Origin of the sequence: Pseudomonas sp. NMS19W (assembly GCF_051554255.1) — a bacterium.
Taxonomy (GTDB): Bacteria; Pseudomonadota; Gammaproteobacteria; order Pseudomonadales; family Pseudomonadaceae; genus Aquipseudomonas; species Aquipseudomonas kribbensis.
The window spans coordinates 5,961,450-5,979,852 of record NZ_CP136718.1 but is presented as its reverse complement, the minus strand read 5'-3'; the positions used below and the strand labels follow the sequence as shown (position 1 = coordinate 5,979,852).

Sequence of the window (18,403 nt, the reverse complement as noted above, 5' to 3'; positions counted from 1 at the left end):
GACACGTGTCAGGAGACTCAGCCCAGAGGCATTTATGAGCAACAACCTCGACCAGCTCACCGATTGGTTGAAAGACCACAAGATCACAGAAGTCGAATGCATGATCGGCGACTTGACCGGCATTACCCGGGGCAAGATCTCGCCGACCAACAAGTTCATCGCCGAGAAAGGCATGCGCCTGCCAGAGAGCGTTCTGTTGCAGACCGTGACCGGCGACTACGTCGAAGACGACATCTATTACGAACTGCTCGACCCGGCCGACATCGACATGATCTGCCGCCCCGACCAGAACGCCGTGTACCTGGTGCCATGGGCCATCGAGCCGACCGCCCAGGTGATCCACGACACCTACGACAAGCAAGGCAACCCGATCGAGCTGTCGCCGCGCAACGTGCTCAAGAAAGTCCTGAAACTCTATGCCGACAAGGGCTGGCAGCCGATCGTGGCGCCGGAAATGGAGTTCTACCTGACCAAGCGCAGCGACGACCCTGACTATCCGTTGCAGCCGCCGGTCGGTCGTTCCGGGCGTCCGGAAATCGGTCGTCAGTCGTTCTCCATCGAAGCGGCCAACGAATTCGATCCGCTGTTCGAAGACGTCTACGACTGGTGCGAACTGCAGGAGCTGGACCTCGACACGCTGATCCACGAGGACGGCACCGCGCAGATGGAAATCAACTTCCGTCACGGCGACGCCCTGTCCCTGGCCGACCAGATTCTGGTGTTCAAGCGCACCATGCGTGAGGCCGCCCTCAAGCACAACGTGGCCGCGACCTTCATGGCTAAGCCGATGACCGGGGAGCCGGGCAGTGCGATGCACCTGCACCAGAGCATCATCGACATCGAGACCGGCAAGAACGTGTTCTCCAATGACGACGGCACCATGAGCCAGCTGTTCCTGCACCACATCGGTGGCCTGCAGAAGCTGATTCCGGAGCTGCTGCCGCTGTTTGCACCGAACGTCAACTCGTTCCGTCGCTTCCTGCCGGACACCTCGGCACCGGTGAACGTGGAGTGGGGCGAAGAAAACCGCACCGTGGGCCTGCGCGTCCCGGATGCCGGCCCGCAGAACCGCCGGGTGGAAAACCGCCTGCCGGGCGCCGACGCCAACCCGTATTTGGCGATTGCCGCGAGCCTGCTCTGCGGCTACATCGGCATGGTCGAAGGCATCAACCCGAGCGCGCCGGTGGTGGGCCGTGGTTACGAGCGCCGCAACCTGCGCCTGCCGCTGACCATCGAAGACGCGCTGGAGCGTATGGAAAACAGCGCAACCATCGAGAAATACCTGGGCAAGACCTTCATCACCGGCTACGTCGCGGTCAAGCGGGCCGAGCATGAAAACTTCAAGCGCGTGATCAGTTCCTGGGAGCGTGAGTACCTGCTCTTCGCCGTCTGATACGCCGGGCGCGGTGGTCAGCCGCCGCGCCTTCACCGATAACAAGGAGAATTGGCATGACCAGCAACAACCCGCAAACCCGTGAGTGGCAAGCCCTCAGCAGCGAGCACCACCTGGCCCCGTTCAGCGACTTCAAGCAGCTGAAAGAAAAGGGTCCGCGGATCATCACCAACGCCAAGGGCGTGTACCTGTGGGACAGCGAGGGCAACAAGATCCTCGATGGCATGGCGGGTCTGTGGTGCGTGGCGATCGGTTATGGCCGCGATGAGCTGGCGGATGCTGCCGCCAAACAGATGCGCGAACTGCCGTACTACAACCTGTTCTTCCAGACCGCGCACCCGCCGGCACTGGAACTGGCCAAGGCCATCGCCGACGTGGCGCCGGAAGGCATGAACCACGTGTTTTTCACCGGTTCCGGCTCCGAAGGCAACGACACCATGCTGCGCATGGTTCGCCACTACTGGGCGATCAAGGGCCAGCCGAACAAGAAAGTCATCATCAGCCGCAAGAACGGTTACCACGGCTCCACCGTGGCTGGCGCCAGCCTGGGCGGCATGACCTACATGCACGAACAGGGCGACTTGCCGATTCCGGGCATCGTCCACATCGCCCAGCCGTACTGGTTCGCCGAAGGCGGCGACATGACCCCGGAAGAATTCGGGATCTGGGCCGCCAATCAGCTGGAAGAGAAGATTCTGGAAGTCGGCGTCGACAACGTCGGTGCCTTCATTGCCGAGCCGATCCAGGGCGCCGGCGGCGTGATCATTCCGCCAGACACCTACTGGCCACGCATCAAGGAAATCCTCGCCAAGTACGACATCCTGTTCGTGGCGGACGAAGTGATCTGCGGTTTCGGCCGCACCGGCGAATGGTTCGGCAGCGATTTCTACGACCTCAAGCCGCACATGATGACCATCGCCAAAGGCCTGACATCCGGCTACATCCCGATGGGCGGCCTGATCGTGCGCGACGAAGTGGTGGCGGTGCTCAACGAGGGCGGCGATTTCAACCACGGCTTCACCTACTCCGGTCACCCGGTGGCGGCGGCGGTGGGTCTGGAAAACATCCGGATTCTGCGCGACGAAAAAATTATCGAGAACGCACACAACGAAACGGCACCGTATTTGCAGAAACGTCTGCGCGAACTGAACGATCACCCGTTGGTGGGGGAAGTGCGCGGGGTCGGTCTGCTGGGGGCCATCGAGCTGGTGCAGGACAAGGCCACTCGCAAGCGTTACGAAGGCAAGGGTGTGGGCATGATCTGCCGCCAGTTCTGCTTCGACAACGGACTGATCATGCGCGCCGTGGGCGACACCATGATCATTGCGCCGCCGCTGGTGATCAGCAAGGCGGAGATCGATGAGCTGGTTACAAAAGCACGCAAGTGCCTGGACCTGACCCTCAGTGCATTGCAGGGGTAAGTGCTAGGCTTCGAGCGATGGAGCTGTTGCGCTGTCGCTCGGAGCAGTTGGAAAGGCTGGTCTTTTCTTGAAAGACCGCCTCGTATCTTGCCAGACTAGCCGCGGTTCCAGTTGTCCGGGTTCGGCCGCTGAACAAAGTGGTTCAAAAAAGAAAAATTTGGAGCATGACGCATGAAGGCATTAGGTAAAAAGCTTGCTGGCAAGACACTTCTGGCCCTGTCCGTCGCGGGCATGATGGCGGGCGCGGTTCACGCGGACGACAAAGTGCTGCACGTCTACAACTGGTCCGACTACATCGCTCCGGACACCATCGCGAACTTCGAGAAAGAGTCGGGGATCAAGGTGGTCTACGACGTATTCGATTCCAACGAAACCCTGGAAGCCAAGCTGCTGGCGGGCAAGTCCGGCTACGACGTGGTCGTGCCGTCCAACAACTTCCTGGCCAAGCAGATCAAGGCCGGCGTGTACCAGGAACTGGATCGCTCCAAGCTGCCTAACTGGAAGAACCTGAACCAGGACCTGCTCAAGGCCGTGTCGGTCAGCGACCCGGACAACAAGCACGCCTTCCCGTACATGTGGGGTTCGATCGGCATCGGCTACAACCCGGAGAAGGTCAAGGCCGCGCTGGGCGTCGACAAGATCGATTCCTGGGACGTACTGCTGAAGCCGGAAAACATCGCCAAGCTCAAGAGCTGCGGTGTGAGCTTCCTCGATTCGCCGACCGAAATGCTGCCGGTCGCGCTGCACTACCTGGGCCTGCCAACCGACTCCCAGAAGAAAGAAGACATCAAGAAAGCCGAGGACCTGTTCCTCAAGATTCGTCCTTCGATCACCTACTTCCACTCCTCGAAGTACATCTCGGACCTGGCCAACGGCAACATCTGCGTAGCGGTCGGCTACTCGGGTGACGTGCAGCAGGCCAAGTCCCGTGCCGCCGAGGCCGGTGACAAGGTGAAAGTCAGCTACGCCATTCCGAAGGAAGGCGCTGGCAGCTTCTTCGACATGGTCGCCATTCCGAAGGATGCCGAAAACGTTGAAGGCGCCTACAAGTTCATGACCTTCCTGCAGAAGCCTGAAGTCATGGCCGGCATCACCAACGCCGTACGCTTCCCGAACGGTAACGCTGCTGCAACACCACTGGTAGAGAAAGACATCACCAGCGATCCAGGCATCTACCCGCCAGCGGACGTGCAGGCGAAGCTGTATGCCATCGCCGATCTGCCGGCGGCAACCCAGCGTGAAATGACGCGCAGCTGGACCAAGATCAAATCCGGCAAATAAGCCGGTTTGAAGCCGCAACCGCTGGCCGTCGCCTTCACCCGGGCGGCCAGCGGTGCAATTAAATGACAGAAAGTTTTGCTGGAACGGTTTTTCGAGGGTAAGTTGCGCGCCGGTTTTGTTGCCGGGCAGCCGTGACTGTCATGCAGCGCGGGGCAACTTGGGCCCAACTAAATTAGAGGACCTCCACTTGCCTATTTTTTCTTCTTTGCGCAATGCCCTGCTGGCCGCTGCCGGCCTGACGTTTGCTGTCGGTGCCCAAGCCGCCGGTACTGTGCATATTTATAACTGGTCGGATTACATCGGCGAGACCACCCTGGCCGATTTCCAGAAAGAAACCGGGATCAAACCGGTCTACGACGTGTTCGATTCCAACGAAACCCTGGAAGGCAAACTGCTCGCCGGGCGCACCGGTTACGACGTGGTCGTGCCGTCGAACCACTTCCTCGGCAAGCAGATCAAGGCGGGCGCGTTCCAGAAGCTCGACAAGGCGCAGTTGACCAACTACGCCAATCTCGACCCGGTGCTGCTCAAGCGCCTGGAACAGAACGACCCTGGCAACCAGTACGCCGTGCCGTACCTGTGGGGCACCAACGGCATCGGCTACAACGTCGACAAAGTGAAGGCCGTGCTCGGCGTCGACAAGATCGATTCCTGGAGCGTGCTGTTCGAACCCGAGAACATCAAGAAGCTGCACAGCTGCGGCGTGGCGTTCCTCGATTCGGCCGATGAAATGATGCCGACCGTGCTCAACTACATGGGCCTGAACGCCAACAGCACCGATCCCAAGGATTACGAGAAAGCCACGGCCAAACTGCTGGCGGTGCGCCCTTACGTGACCTACTTCCACTCCTCGAAATACATCGGCGACCTGGCCAACGGTGACATCTGCGTGGCCATCGGTTTCTCCGGCGACATCTTCCAGGCCAAGCACCGTGCCGAAGAAGCCAAGAAGGGCGTCAACATCGCCTACGCCATCCCGAAAGAGGGCGGCGCGCTCTGGTTCGACATGCTGGCGATTCCGAAGGATTCGGCCAACGTCAAAGAGGCCCACGCCTTCATCAACTATTTGCTGAAACCTGAGGTGATTGCCCAGGTCAGTGATTACGTCGGTTACGCCAACCCCAACCCGGGTTCGGACAAGCTGATGGAGCAGTCCATCCGCACCGACGAAGCGGTTTATCCACCGCAGGCCGTCCTCGACAAGACCTATGTGTCGGTCGAGTTGCCACCGAATATTCAGCGTTTGATGACCCGCAGCTGGACCAAGGTCAAGTCGGGTAAATAACGCGCAAACCATCCTGGGTTCGTCTTGCGTGGGCGAACTGCACTCTTTTTTTCTGGGAGTTTCGTAAATGGCAGTTGCCTCCGGCGCCTATAAGAAAGCCCTCGAGGGCGACCAGACACCGAAACAGGTGCTGGTTAAAATCGACCGGGTCACGAAGAAGTTCGACGAGACGGTTGCCGTGGACGATGTGTCCCTGGAAATCAAGAAGGGCGAAATCTTCGCTCTGCTCGGCGGTTCGGGATCGGGCAAATCCACTCTGCTGCGGATGCTGGCAGGGTTCGAACGGCCCACGGAGGGGCGCATTTTCCTCGACGGCGTCGACATTACCGACATGCCGCCGTACGAGCGACCGATCAACATGATGTTCCAGTCCTACGCTCTGTTCCCGCACATGACCGTGGCGCAGAACATCGCGTTCGGCCTCAAGCAGGACAAGATCCCGGCAGCCGAGATCGACGCCCGTGTGGCCGAGATGCTCAAGCTGGTGCAGATGAGCCAGTACGCCAAGCGCAAGCCGCACCAGTTGTCCGGCGGCCAGCGTCAGCGTGTGGCGCTGGCGCGTTCCCTGGCCAAGCGGCCGAAGCTGCTGCTGCTCGACGAGCCGATGGGCGCACTGGACAAGAAACTGCGTTCGCAGATGCAGTTGGAACTGGTGGAAATCATCGAGCGCGTGGGCGTGACCTGCGTAATGGTGACCCACGACCAGGAAGAGGCCATGACCATGGCCGAGCGCATCGCGATCATGCACCTGGGCTGGATCGCCCAGATCGGCAGCCCGATCGACATCTACGAAACCCCGACCAGCCGTCTGGTCTGCGAATTCATCGGTAACGTGAACATCTTCGAAGGCGAAGTGATCGACGACGCCGAAGGCCACGCGACCATCACCTGCAAGGACCTCGACCGGCAGATCTACGTCGGCCACGGCATCAGCACCTCGGTGCAGGACAAGTCCGTGACCTACGCGATCCGCCCGGAGAAGCTGCTGGTCACCGCCGAAATGCCGACCTGCGAATACAACTGGTCCAGCGGCAAGGTGCATGACATCGCCTACCTCGGTGGCCATTCGGTGTTCTACGTCGAATTGCCGAGCGGCAAGCTGGTGCAGTCGTTCGTGGCCAACGCCGAACGCCGTGGCGCACGTCCGACCTGGGGCGATCAGGTGTACGTGTACTGGGAAGATGACAGCGGCGTGGTACTTCGCTCATGAACATGCGCAAATTCAAACGCCGGCTCAATCGAATAATTCCCGGTGGCCGCCAACTGGTCATCGGGGTGCCGTTCATCTGGCTGTTCCTGTTCTTCATGCTGCCGTTCTTCATCGTTCTGAAGATCAGCTTCGCCGAAGCGGACGTGGCCATTCCGCCGTACACCGAGATCTACACCTACGCCGAGCAGAAGCTGCAATTGCTGCTGAACCTTGGTAACTACGCGATGCTCGGCGACGACGAACTGTACATCTCGGCGTACCTCGGTTCGTTGAAGATGGCGTTCTTCAGCACGCTGCTGTGCCTGCTGATCGGCTACCCGATGGCCTATGCCATCGCCAGCGCCCGCAAGGAAGTGCAGACGGTGCTGGTGCTGCTGATCATGATGCCGACCTGGACCGCGATCCTGATCCGCGTTTACGCGTGGATGGGCATCCTCAGCAACAACGGCCTGCTCAACGGTTTCCTGATGAGCATGGGCTTGATCGACGAGCCGCTGCAGATCCTCAACACCAACCTCGCGGTGTACATCGGCGTCGTCTATTCGTACCTGCCGTTCATGATCCTGCCGCTGTACGCCAACCTGGTGAAACACGACACCAGCCTGCTGGAAGCCGCGTCGGACCTGGGTTCGAGCACCTTCAACAGCTTCTGGAAAATCACTGTTCCGCTGTCCAAGAACGGGATCATCGCCGGCTGCATGCTGGTGTTCATCCCGGTGGTGGGCGAGTTCGTGATCCCGGAACTGCTCGGCGGTCCGGAAACCCTGATGATCGGTAAAGTGCTCTGGCAAGAGTTCTTCAACAACCGTGACTGGCCGGTGGCGTCCGCCCTGGCGGTGGTGATGCTGGCGATCCTGATCGTGCCGATCATCCTGTTCAACCGCAGTCAGGCCAAGGAAATGGAGGGTAAAGAATGAAGCGCTTCCGTTTCTCCAGCCTGATGCTGGTGCTCGGCCTGTTGTTCATCTATCTGCCGATGCTGATCCTGGTGATCTACTCGTTCAACGCCTCGAAACTGGTAACGGTGTGGGGTGGCTGGTCGATCAAGTGGTATGTCGGCTTGCTCGACAACACCCAGTTGATGGGCTCGGTGGTGCGCTCGCTGGAAATCGCCTGCTACACCGCCGTCGCGGCGGTGGCGCTGGGTACGCTGGCGGCCTTCGTGCTGACCCGCATCACCCGCTTCAAGGGCCGCACGCTGTTCGGTGGCCTGGTCACCGCGCCGCTGGTAATGCCCGAGGTGATTACCGGTCTGTCGCTGTTGCTGCTGTTCGTGGCCATGGCGCAGATGATCGGCTGGCCCCAGGAACGCGGCATCGTCACCATCTGGATCGCCCACACGACGTTCTGTGCGGCGTATGTGGCGGTGGTGGTGTCGGCGCGTCTGCGTGAGCTGGACCTGTCGATCGAAGAGGCGGCGATGGACCTGGGGGCGCGGCCGTGGAAGGTGTTCTTCCTGATCACCATCCCGATGATCGCGCCATCGCTGGCAGCGGGCGGCATGATGTCGTTCGCCCTGTCGCTGGACGACCTGGTGCTGGCGAGCTTCGTCTCCGGCCCGGGTTCGACGACCCTGCCGATGGAAGTGTTCTCGGCCGTGCGTCTGGGTGTGAAGCCCGAGATCAACGCCGTGGCCAGCCTGATTCTGCTGGCGGTGTCGCTGGTGACCTTCATGGTCTGGTTCTTCAGCCGCCGTGCCGAAGAGTCGCGCCGCAAGGCGATCCAGCAAGCCATCGAAGAAGGCGCTGCCGATTCGTGGAAACAACCGGACGTGCGCCGGGCGCAGACGCCGGAAGCGGCTTAAGTCTGCGGACACAAAAAACCTCGCGACCGGAAATGGTCGCGAGGTTTTTTTATGCCCGTCAGGAAATCCACGGAGACTGGCGAATGACCTCGACGAAATTCATCGGCTTGAACCCCGGCATCTGATCTTTCAACACATCGGTCTTCACATTGCCGAACGTGGTCTGCGGGCGATGACGCAAGCCGCCGGCAAACGCGCAGATGATGCACTCCTTGAAACCCTCGCCCCGTGGGTGCGCATGCACCACCGCCTCGCGCTGCACCGTGGTGAACGCTGCGTAGTCCATGCCCAGCACATCCATCTCGACGCCTGCGGTCACCAGCGCCACGGTCGGACGCAAATGCTTCGGCACGCCCGGCGTGGTGTGCAGGGCGATCGACAGCCAGACCTGTTCGATGTCGTCGTCGCTCAGCCCATAAGGCTTGAGAAACGCCGCCGCCGCGTTGGCGCCATCGACTTCGAAACGTTCGCCATCGCTGCGGTGGCCGTCGACCAGACCCAGATCGTGAAACATCGCGCCGACGTACAGCAACTCCGGATCGTAGGCCAGTTGCCGGCGTTCGCCGCTCAAGGCACCGAACAGAAACACCCGGCGCGAGTGATGGTAGAGCAGGTCGGATTCGATATCGCGGATGTACTCGGTGGTGGCCCGGGCGAGGGCGCTGTCGGGGATCTTGATACCGGCGATGGTCGTGGTCATGTTGAGCTTCCTCGTCGAAAACGCCGTTGCGGCGCTGATGGGGAAAGTCTGTTCTTGGGGGCTAATGCGGACAATCGATCCATGGCTGCGATCCTTGCCATTTCACCTGCAAATCGTGCCAGCTCGCTTCTGCCGCGCGGATTGGCTAGGGTTGGCGCTGATTCGCCATTCCCAGGGAGCCGACATCGCCATGAACAGAACCGTCGCCATCGTGGTGTTCACCGGCGTGCAGGCGCTGGACGTCAGCGGGCCGATGGACGTGTTCGCCGAGGCCAATCGCTTTCTGGCGGCGGAGGATCATTACCGGCTCGAAGTGATCGGCGTCGAACGCGGGCCGATGGCGTGTTCTAACGGGCTGACCCTGAGTGCGCATCGGCACTTCAGCGACGTGCGGGAAGCTTATGACTTGCTGCTGGTGGCCGGCGGGCCGCAGTTGCCGTTCCTGGATTTCGGTGAGGCGTTCGATGCGTGGTTGCGCGAGGCCTGCGGGCGGGCGCGGCGATTCGGTTCGATCTGCAACGGAGCGTTCATGCTGGCGCGTGCGGGATTGCTGGACGGGCGTACGGTCACCACCCATTGGAACGACGCCGAGGCGCTGGCGCAGTTGTGCCCGTCGAGCCGGGTCGAGGCTGATCGGTTGTACGTCGAGGACGGTCAGCTCTACACCTCGGCGGGGGTGACGGCGGGGATCGATCTGTCGCTGTACCTGCTGGCGCGTGATTACGGGGCCGAAGTGGCGCTGAGCGTGGCCAAGCGGCTGGTGGTGTTTACCCAGCGCTCGGGCGGGCAGTCGCAGTTCAGCCCGTTCCTCACGCCTCACGCCGAACCGACCTCCGCGGTGGCGATGGTGCAGCTGTACGTGCTGGCCAACCTCACCGGCGACCTGACCATTGCCGACCTGGCGAATGCCGCCAACATGAGTGCGCGGAATTTCTCCCGGGTGTTTGCCCGGGAGGCGAAAGTCACCCCGGCGGAATTCGTCGAGCGGGCGCGGGTGGATGCGGCGCGGGTGATGCTCGAAAGCACCACGGCGCCGCTGAAGACCGTGGCGTATCAGTGCGGGTTTCGCGATGCGCAACACATGCGCAGCGTGTTCAACCGCCGGTTGGGGGTGACGCCGCAGCAGTTTCGGCTGAATTTTGCGGCGATGGTTTGAGCGGCGCTTATTGCGCCGCCCGTGCAGGAAGCAGTTTCAGGGTACTGCGCGTATTCGCCGTTACCTCTTCATCACTGAAATGCGCCTGCACATACAACCCGTCCACATACGCCTCCGCCTGATCGTCATAGTGGCTGTCGAACGGCACGCCGCTCTGGCCGACCGGGTTGATGGTCAGGCTGTGGGCCGGATCCGCGAAGTCCACCAGCCGCCGTGTCGACGGCCCATAGGTCACCGGCCACGGCGCCGGGCCGATCTTCGCCGAGAGGTTGTTCGGTACTTCGTGGGAGCCGGGGGCGGCAAACGGGCCGACGTTGAAGATGCGGTCGAGCGGTTTCTGCTGCCCCAGCGGATGACCATGGGTCAGCGTGTGTGCCTTGCCCCATTGCCAGCCGGAGGCATCGTCGCCGAGGGTCTGCTTCAGATGCGTGATGCTGGCCTGCCACGCGGTGCGCACGGTGTCGGCGCGGGTTTCCTTGCCCGGGGTGTTGCGGTTGTCCCACCAGGGTGAATCGGCGTTCGCCGCCAGGCGCGGCAGCGCTGCATCAAGCACGCGGGTCGACAGCAAGGTCTCGAACATGTCGTTGCCCAGTTCATCGCGCATCGCCGCGTCGGCCAGGTAGTAGAGGAACTGGTTGAACACCGTGGCGCTGACCGAATCCAGCGGGTAGTCGCCTTGCCACTGCGCCAGTTGCTCGACCAGTTTCAGCTGCGCCGGGTCGGTCACCACTTCACGCAATACCGGCAACAACGGCGCCAGCACGCGCGGGCCATAACCGGTGGTGGTGCCCAGTTGCAGCTTCTGGTTGGCTTCGTTGTCCCACTTCACGTTCTTGTCGGCGAGCTGGCGGTTGAGTTGCTGACCACGGTCGGCGAGGTTGTAGTAACCGGGAATCTCCATGCCGGTCGGCGATACGGGCTGGAAGTTGGCCGAGACGATATAGCCCCGCGCCGGGTTCTCTTCCTGCGGGTTGGCGCTGAACGGGAAGTAGCCGTCCTTGTCCGCCTGATTGCTGCTGCCATCGAGGATGAATTCGGGTTTGACCCCCGCCGGCCGCTTGGGCAGCAGCGCCGAAGCCCACCAGGCGATATCGCCCTTGGCGTTGGCGTAGACGATGTTCAGCCCCGGTGCCTGCACCTTGGCGGCAGCGGCGCGGGCCTTGGCCAGGGTGTCGGCGCGGTTGAGCTGGTAGAAACCTTCGAGGATCGGGTTCGGCGTTTCGAGGAATGCCCACCACATCGCGATCGGGGTTTTCCCGGCGGCAGTGCCGAGGGCATCGTTGACGATCGGCCCGTGTGGCGACTGGCGCAGGCTGATGGTCACCGGCGCCTGGCCTTTCACGGCGATCTGCTGTTCGGTGCTGACCATGTCGGTCCACTGGCCGTGATACCAGACCTGATTCGGGTTGTCCGGATTGACCTTCTCGGCGATCAGGTCCAGGTCATCGTTCTGGAACATGGTCAGGCTCCAGCCGAAATCCAGGTTGTGCCCCAGGAACGCAAACGGCACCAGTGCCTGATGATGGCCGTAGAGTTCAAAACCCGGTGCCGTCAGCTGCGCTTCGTACCACACCGACGGCACCGAAAAGCGGATGTGCGGATCGCCGGCCAGCAACGCCTTGCCGCCCTTGCTGCGACTGCCAGCAATCACCCAGGCGTTGCTGCCCTCGAACTGCGGCAGGCCGTTGTCGATCAGTGCCTGTTCGCTGAGGCGGGCGAGGGCGTTCAGGTCTTTCCAGTCATCGGCAGCGAGGGCCGGTGCGGTGCCGGCGCGGCCCTTGGCGAGCACGCCCTTGGGCTGCCAGTCGAGGTCGAAGACGTTGAGGTAGTCGGCGCCCAGTTGATCGCGCACGTAGGTCAGCAGCGGTTCGGTGCGAAACGCGGCGGCGAAGCTGTAGGCCATGTAGCCGGCGACGCTGATGGTGTCTTCGGCAGTGAACGGCCGCTTGGGGATGCCCAGCACATCGAATTCGACCGGGGCGGCGTGCGAGTCCTGATACTGGTTGATGCCGTCCAGATAGGCTTGCAGGGCCTTCCACGCCGGTGACTGCTTGTCGAGGCCGGCCACGTAACTGGCGGCGCGTTCACGAATGCGCAGGCTGCGGAACAACTTGTCGGTGTCGAGCAGCTTCGGTCCCAGCACTTCGGCCAGTTCGCCCCGGGCGAGGCGGCGCATGGCTTCCATCTGGAACAACCGGTCCTGGGCGTGCACGTAGCCGAGGGCGCGATAGAGGTCAGTTTCGTTTTCGGCACGGATGTGCGGCACGCCGCGCTCGTCGTAACGCACGGTCACCGAGCCTTGCAGGTTGCGCAGTTCCACCTGGCCCTGACGCGTCGGTTGCTTGCTGTAGAGGTAGCCGCCAACCCCGATGGCGGGAATGACGATCAGCAACGCAAGTACGGTCAGGCCTTTTTTCATGAGATATCTGCTCCCTGTCGTTCTATTTATATGAAGGCATTGATGGTGCTGATCTAGTTGAAGCTCGCAACCGGGATTTCATAACACAGTATTTCTCGAATAGGAAGTTTCCTTCAGGTTTTCGGGAAGTGCACTACAGGTTTGTTATTGCGGCGTTTAACGGGGCAGGCCTATAAAAGACCTCGAGAAGAAAACAGAGGACCAAAACAAGTTTGCGAATTCGATACATGGAATAACTGACATGGAGAAGTCGTATGAGTGATGTTGGAAATTATCTTGGGCCGCACAAACAAGTCGCACCTGGGAAATATGAACTGGCACCGATACCCGTTCGGACATTTGCGCCGGTTCGATTGGGACAGGGTGGTTATTTTTCTGGAAGTTGGGGATTGAATGAAGGACCGCACAGAGGTACCGGGCAAGGTTCCGGAAAACTTGATCCGTTAACCCCGTTCATTTGGGATGACTTGATGCATGAGCAGCAGAATGCTCAGGCTCATATTGATCTTGAGTACGCTGGAATATTCAGCAATATCCTGATGGCCTCGAACAATGAAGTAGAGCACGCCAGGCAAGTTGCCGGTGTTGGCCTGTCTCCGGTTCAGAAAGTAAAGGCCGATCAGGAAATAACCCTTCAGGTTATTCACGCAAAGCTATTGGAATATCGCGCGCATTCCGAGACTGCTTACTCGTTGTATGGCCATAATCCATTCTTTCTGATGAAGGATCTGTCCTTCAGAAAAATCCGGGAAAGTCTGGCGTCGCCCGTTCCGGATGTCTCCGTTGCTTATGCCGCCATCGACAGGGCCTACCGCGCGGCAATGGAGCTGCGGCGGCTTTCCTGGGTGATGGCGATTATCGCCAATCAGCTTCCGGAGTTGGCGGCAAGAAGAATCCAGGTCGAAACTGCGACTCAAACCACTCGGGACGCCCAGCAAATTCTTTCTGCTGAAAGGCTCTCCGTGGTCAATCTGGAAACGAATATCCGCTTCCAGTTTCTGCCGGGTTTTCTCGTTGAAAGAATGGCCGCCATTGCGGGCACAACCGGCGGCAGTCTCTCTCAAACGCTCACGAACTATAAATTCGCAGCGGACAGCATCAGCGCCGCCGAGCAGGCCGCAGTCCGGCCCTATGCAATCGCCAACCCTGCGATCAACTTCCCGTTGAGCAAGCCTGAGCTCGAAGCACTGAAGAACCTGGTGGACTTGCAGGCCTCTACGGATCTGGGCAAGCGCTGGCAGGACTATCACGCGTCACTTCTGCACTCGGAAAGTGCCCGGCACATGGCTGCGGCTGCGGACGCTTTTGCCGGTCTGATCGCCCGCGCCCAAGAGGCGGAGCGTCTGCAGGAGCAGATACGCCTTGCCCGGGAGCAGGAAGCCCGGCAGTTGCAGGAGCAGGCGCGTTTAGCTGCGGAGGCTGAGGCCCGGCGTGTTGCCGAGGAGCAGGCGCGTATACGGGAGGAGGCGCGAGTCGCCGCAGAAGCAGAGGCCAGGCGCCTTGCCGAAGAGCAAGCGCGTATAGCGGCAGAGGCGCTGCGTTCCGCCCATACCTTCCGCGCCCCGGGTGCCACTTCTGCGGCAGGACCGCTGTTCATGACTTCGGCGGGAGTACTGGCAGTTGCCGAGGCCGCTTCGGCCAGCCTGCAAGCGGCGGTTCGCAGCGCCATCGCGGCTTTGGGCAGTCTGGCGGCCAGCGTCGGGGCTGGCGCTGTCGTCGGTGTTTCAGCGTTGGTCTACTCGTCGAAGCTGGGCAACGGGGAGTTGCCGGACCGTTACGCGTTCAGTACGCCACTGTCGGACCTCGCGCCAGAATTTGCGCCAGATCTGTACGCCATCGCGGCGGCTGGCGGGACGGTTGATCTGCCTTACCGTGTCAGTTCAAAGACCGACACGAATGGGCAGTCAGAGGTTTTTGTCGTCAAGACTGATGGGCGGAGTATTCCGTCGGCCACCAGGGTGGTGGCGGCTGCTTACGACGCCGAACGCCACGTCTACACCGCAACCACCGCCGATGTTCCGCCACGCACCCTGACCTGGACGCCGATCGTAAACCCGGGCAACAGCTCGACAATCTCACCGGCCGAACCGACGGATCCACCTGTCTACACCGGAGCGACGGTGATACCGGTCGAGGGACGCCTCGATTCGTTCCCGGCGGTTTCCGAAGCCGGATTCGATGACTATGTCCTGGTGTTCCCGCTGGACTCCGGGCTGCCGCCGAACTACATCATGTTTCGGGACCGGCGGGAGGATCCGGGCGTCGTGACAGGGGTGGGTCAGGTGGTGTCGGGGAACTGGCTTGCCAGCGCATCGCAAGGCGAAGGCGCGCCGGTGCCAGTGCAGATTGCCGATCAGTTGCGAGGGCGGGAGTTCAGGAATTTTCGGGCGTTTCGGGAGGCGTTTTGGAAGGCGGTGGCTGGGGATCCGGAGTTGGGAATTCAGTTTGATCCCAGTGCCCTGGCTAGTATGAAAGATGGCCAATCCCCTTTTGTTAGAGAGAGTCAGCAAGTTGGGAGACGTGTAAAGGTTGAACTGCACCACAGGAAATATATTTCTGAAGGTGGCGGAGTTTATGAGATTGATAACATAGTCGCAATGACTCCTAAGAGACATATTGATACGCATAGAGGGGCGGGTAATGATTAAGCTGATTAGTGAAATGTCAGAGTCGGATTTTCTGAAGTTTGTTACGGGGATATACGAAAATGACTATGACACTGAAGAGAAACACATCGATGCTGTTCTCGAGTTCAAGGCTTTGAGTGAGCATCCATCTGGATCGGATCTTATTTTTTATCCAGAACCAGGAAAAAGTGGGCCGGAAGCCGTGGTCGCGGAAGTGAAAGCGTGGCGAGTTGCTAACGGAAAACCTGGTTTCAAGGTGGATTGAGCATTTAAATTGAAAATGCTCCTGGTAAATATTTTTGTCAGGAGTATTTTTGATAGGAGGGTAATGACTTGTCAAGTATTTCGGACTATACGGAAAAAGAGTTTTTGAATTTTGTAATTTCAATTTGTGATGCTGGGGCTCGAACGGAAGAGGAAGATATAAAAATGGTGTTGGAGTTTGAAGCACTAACAGAGCATCCGGACGGCTCGGATCTGATCTACTACCCAAGAGATGATAGAGATGACAGTCCTGAAGGGGTTGTAAAGGAGGTCAAAGAGTGGCGCGCTGCTAATAACAAGCCTGGATTCAAGTCGGTTTAGTTTTCGGTTATCAGTATGTTTCTGGCGTCTTTTGGGTTGATGTAATGTCTATTGTGGACCCGAGACTGATCACTCCCCACTCACCCACGGACAATAACACCCCACCGCCAACGTATGAGTCGCATTCACCGGACGATCATCACTCAACGCTTGCAAAATCGGTTCGATAAAACTGTTGCTGGAATTACAGGTCAGCCCTTCGCTGTAGGGGCCGAAGTACGCCAGTTTGCCGCTGCGGTCCCAGATCGCCACGGCCGGGCTGGCGGGGATCTGTTCGGAGCCGGGCAGCACCGCGATGGTCTTGAGGTTGCTGAGAGTGGCAGGCAACTGGCCGTGGCTGCCAGTCTTCTGCACGGCGAAGAACTCCACACCCTTGGGGCCGAACTGTTCGACCATCTCGGTCAGGTGCTGTTGATTGCCGACGTTGCACGGGCAGGCCGGGTCCCAGAAATGCACGAGGCGGATATTGCCGGGACCGGCGAGGTCGGCGGGCAGGCGCAGCGGGTCGCCGGAAAACACCGCGGTGTGTTCGCTGAAGGCCCGCAGGTAGCGGCCCTGAAACCAGTCGTACGCGGCCCACAGCACGCCGGCACACACGATGGCGAGCAGGCTGGCAAACAGTGCGGTGCGGTAGGGCGGGCGCATGGAATTGAGTCCTCAAGAGCGCGCTAGCTTGCCATGCTTGCCGCGACAGATGAATATCGCAGGCCGATAAAGTCTGTTTACCGTTCTGGAATTGCCCATGTCTGTTGCTTTCGATCCCGATCATCTGCGCGCGAGCCTCAAGCCGTTGGCCGAGTGGCAGCCGTTGTCCGAGGAGGCGAAGGCGTATCAGCGGTTCTACCAGACCGACTTCCCGGAGCGCGATGTCTGGCGTGGCATGGGCCGCTTCGATGTCGATGGTTATGAACTCGTCAGCCATTGCTGGTGGCCGGCGGAAACGGCCAAGGCCACGCTGTTTCTGGTGCACGGTTTTTATGACCACACCGGCCTCTACCGGCATGTGATCGAGTGGGCGCTGGATCTGGGGTTTGCGGTGATTGCCTGTGACTTGCCCGGGCATGGTCTGTCGAGCGGGCCACGGGCGAGCATCCGCGATTTCTCCGAATATCAGGATGCGCTGCAAGGCCTGTTCGCCGAGGCGCGCTCGATTGCGTTGCCGCAACCGTGGCACCTGTGCGGGCAAAGCACCGGCGGGGCGATCATTGTCGATCACGTGCTCAACCACGGTGAGAACAGCCCGGCCCAGGGCCAGTTGATTTTGCTGGCGCCGCTGGTGCGTCCACGGGCCTGGGGCTGGTCGCAATTCAGTTATTACCTGTTGCGTCCCTTCGTCCGGGGCATCGCCCGGCGTTTCAGCGAGAACTCCAACGACCCGGATTTCCTGCCGTTCCTGCAGGCCGATCCGTTGCAGCCAAAACGCCTGCCGACGGCGTGGGTCGGGGCGTTGTCACGCTGGATCAAACGGGTGGAATACGCGAAGAAAAGTCCGCGCCGGCCGCTGATCGTCCAGGGGCAGGCGGACATGACCGTGGACTGGCCGCACAACTTGCAAGTGATGAAATGGAAATTCGACCGGCCGCAGATTCTGCTGCTGGCCGAGGCGCGGCATCACCTGGCCAATGAAACGGCAGAGATGCGCGAGGAGTATTTCGAGTTCTTGAACAAGCGGATCAAGGGTCGCAATCCCTAGATCACTGACTGAGGTTCGAGGTGCTCTGGCCGACGGCCAACCCGGCGCGGATTGCTGACAGCGCGGCCTGATAGTAGGCCTTGCCTTCGGTGGACTCGGCAAAGGTCGCGAACTCTTCCAGCTCTTCATCCGACAGATCGCGATAGACGTACAGCAGCGTGTTGTTCAGGTCGGCACCGATCTGATCCATCAGGCGCTGGCGTTGTCCGTTCAACATGCCCTGGGCCTGACCGCCACCGAGCAGGCCGGGGATCATCGAACTCAGGCTGTCCGCCGCCACGCCGGCAATCGCCAGGCTGACTTCGGCGCCGGCCTCGCGGGCGGGCAAGGCCTGGGCGAGGTGGCCGATGATCAGCAGACGACTGTCGCTGGCCGGCATCTTCGGCAGGCCCTTGGCGTTTTTCGCCAATTGATCGCGACGGGTCGCCAGCAGTTCGGCGGCGACGATCTTCTTGCCCAGCGGTGACTGAAAGAACGACAGGGCCGGTTTCGGATCGGCGAGGTTCTTGCGCAGTTGCGCTTCGGCCCGTTGATCCACGGCTTGAGGAGCGAAGCGCTGGTTGCTGTTATTTACCAGCGCCTGAAACACCGCCGGCGGCAGGCTGCTCTGATAACGCTGTTGCGCGGCGCTCAGGGCGTCATTGAAATGCGCACGTTGGTCCGGCCAGCCGGCGACCTTGTACAACTGGTCGTGGCCGTCTGCCCAGGCGGGCAAAACGCAGAACATCAACAGTGAAAAAAGCAAACGGCGCATAGGGACTCCTGTCGGCAGCGGACTATTCTCCGTGCGGTGCCAGTACTTGTCGAGAATTCGTATCAAGCCGCCGCG

The 18,403-nt window shown here is 60.5% G+C and carries 16 protein-coding genes; 12 read left to right on the top strand and 4 right to left on the bottom strand.

Features of this window, described 5'->3' with window-relative positions; all coding sequences use genetic code 11:
• Nucleotides 1-34: 34 nt before the first annotated feature.
• The 7 genes from R1A29_RS27470 to R1A29_RS27440 all read left to right on the top strand — a co-directional run bounded on the left by R1A29_RS27470 (nucleotide 35) and on the right by R1A29_RS27440 (nucleotide 8,394).
• Nucleotides 35-1,393, top strand: coding sequence for a glutamine synthetase family protein (locus R1A29_RS27470; RefSeq protein WP_011336448.1), 1,359 nt, complete (start codon nucleotides 35-37; stop codon nucleotides 1,391-1,393).
• A 56-nt stretch (nucleotides 1,394-1,449) separates the two neighbouring features.
• A complete protein-coding gene (locus R1A29_RS27465) occupies nucleotides 1,450-2,814 on the top strand; it encodes an aspartate aminotransferase family protein (RefSeq protein WP_085708995.1) in 1,365 nt (454 codons plus the stop codon).
• A gap of 171 nt (nucleotides 2,815-2,985) precedes the next feature.
• Entirely contained in the window at nucleotides 2,986-4,095 is a 1,110-nt protein-coding gene (locus R1A29_RS27460) for a polyamine ABC transporter substrate-binding protein (RefSeq protein WP_438300085.1), read from the top strand.
• Between the two features lie 187 nt (nucleotides 4,096-4,282).
• Nucleotides 4,283-5,380, top strand: a complete 1,098-nt coding sequence (locus R1A29_RS27455) for a polyamine ABC transporter substrate-binding protein (protein ID WP_438300084.1) — start codon at nucleotides 4,283-4,285, stop codon at nucleotides 5,378-5,380.
• Between the two features lie 67 nt (nucleotides 5,381-5,447).
• Nucleotides 5,448-6,590 (top strand): ABC transporter ATP-binding protein, encoded by a 1,143-nt coding sequence (locus tag R1A29_RS27450; RefSeq protein ID WP_085708998.1) that lies wholly within the window; start codon nucleotides 5,448-5,450, stop codon nucleotides 6,588-6,590.
• Nucleotides 6,591-6,625: 35 nt separating this feature from the next.
• Nucleotides 6,626-7,507, top strand: coding sequence for an ABC transporter permease subunit (locus tag R1A29_RS27445; RefSeq protein ID WP_170931574.1), 882 nt, complete (start codon nucleotides 6,626-6,628; stop codon nucleotides 7,505-7,507).
• The gene (locus R1A29_RS27440; RefSeq protein WP_085709000.1) at nucleotides 7,504-8,394 is read left to right on the top strand and encodes an ABC transporter permease subunit; all 891 of its coding nucleotides are present in this window, start codon (nucleotides 7,504-7,506) and stop codon (nucleotides 8,392-8,394) included. Before R1A29_RS27445 ends, R1A29_RS27440 begins: the two co-directional genes overlap by 4 nt.
• A 58-nt stretch (nucleotides 8,395-8,452) precedes the next feature.
• Here R1A29_RS27440 and R1A29_RS27435 read toward each other — a convergent pair whose 3' ends face one another.
• Nucleotides 8,453-9,094, bottom strand: coding sequence for an HD domain-containing protein (locus R1A29_RS27435; protein ID WP_438300083.1), 642 nt, complete (start codon nucleotides 9,092-9,094; stop codon nucleotides 8,453-8,455).
• A 190-nt stretch (nucleotides 9,095-9,284) separates the two neighbouring features.
• Here R1A29_RS27435 and R1A29_RS27430 point away from each other — a divergent pair, with 190 nt between their 5' ends.
• Nucleotides 9,285-10,250 (top strand): GlxA family transcriptional regulator, encoded by a 966-nt coding sequence (locus R1A29_RS27430; RefSeq protein ID WP_438300082.1) that lies wholly within the window; start codon nucleotides 9,285-9,287, stop codon nucleotides 10,248-10,250.
• Between the two features lie 7 nt (nucleotides 10,251-10,257).
• Here R1A29_RS27430 and R1A29_RS27425 read toward each other — a convergent pair whose 3' ends face one another.
• Nucleotides 10,258-12,669, bottom strand: coding sequence for a penicillin acylase family protein (locus tag R1A29_RS27425; RefSeq protein WP_438300081.1), 2,412 nt, complete (start codon nucleotides 12,667-12,669; stop codon nucleotides 10,258-10,260).
• Between the two features lie 254 nt (nucleotides 12,670-12,923).
• Here R1A29_RS27425 and R1A29_RS27420 point away from each other — a divergent pair, with 254 nt between their 5' ends.
• The 3 genes from R1A29_RS27420 (at nucleotide 12,924) to R1A29_RS27410 (ending at nucleotide 15,881) form a co-directional block, all read left to right on the top strand.
• A complete protein-coding gene (locus R1A29_RS27420) occupies nucleotides 12,924-15,317 on the top strand; it encodes an S-type pyocin domain-containing protein (RefSeq protein ID WP_438300080.1) in 2,394 nt (797 codons plus the stop codon).
• A complete protein-coding gene (locus tag R1A29_RS27415; RefSeq protein ID WP_438300079.1) occupies nucleotides 15,310-15,561 on the top strand; it encodes a bacteriocin immunity protein in 252 nt (83 codons plus the stop codon). The genes R1A29_RS27420 and R1A29_RS27415 overlap by 8 nt, the downstream gene beginning before the upstream one ends.
• Before the next feature lie 68 nt (nucleotides 15,562-15,629).
• A complete protein-coding gene (locus R1A29_RS27410) occupies nucleotides 15,630-15,881 on the top strand; it encodes a bacteriocin immunity protein (protein ID WP_438300078.1) in 252 nt (83 codons plus the stop codon).
• Nucleotides 15,882-15,950: 69 nt separating this feature from the next.
• Here the strand turns inward: R1A29_RS27410 and R1A29_RS27405 are convergent, their stop codons facing one another.
• Nucleotides 15,951-16,526: a DUF6436 domain-containing protein gene (locus tag R1A29_RS27405; protein ID WP_438300077.1), complete on the bottom strand. Its 576-nt coding sequence runs from the start codon at nucleotides 16,524-16,526 to the stop codon at nucleotides 15,951-15,953.
• A 97-nt stretch (nucleotides 16,527-16,623) separates the two neighbouring features.
• Here R1A29_RS27405 and R1A29_RS27400 point away from each other — a divergent pair, with 97 nt between their 5' ends.
• The gene (locus tag R1A29_RS27400) at nucleotides 16,624-17,574 is read left to right on the top strand and encodes an alpha/beta hydrolase (protein WP_438300076.1); all 951 of its coding nucleotides are present in this window, start codon (nucleotides 16,624-16,626) and stop codon (nucleotides 17,572-17,574) included.
• A 1-nt stretch (nucleotide 17,575) separates the two neighbouring features.
• Here R1A29_RS27400 and R1A29_RS27395 read toward each other — a convergent pair whose 3' ends face one another.
• Nucleotides 17,576-18,328, bottom strand: coding sequence for a DUF2059 domain-containing protein (locus R1A29_RS27395; RefSeq protein WP_134828437.1), 753 nt, complete (start codon nucleotides 18,326-18,328; stop codon nucleotides 17,576-17,578).
• Nucleotides 18,329-18,403: the final 75 nt, after the last annotated feature.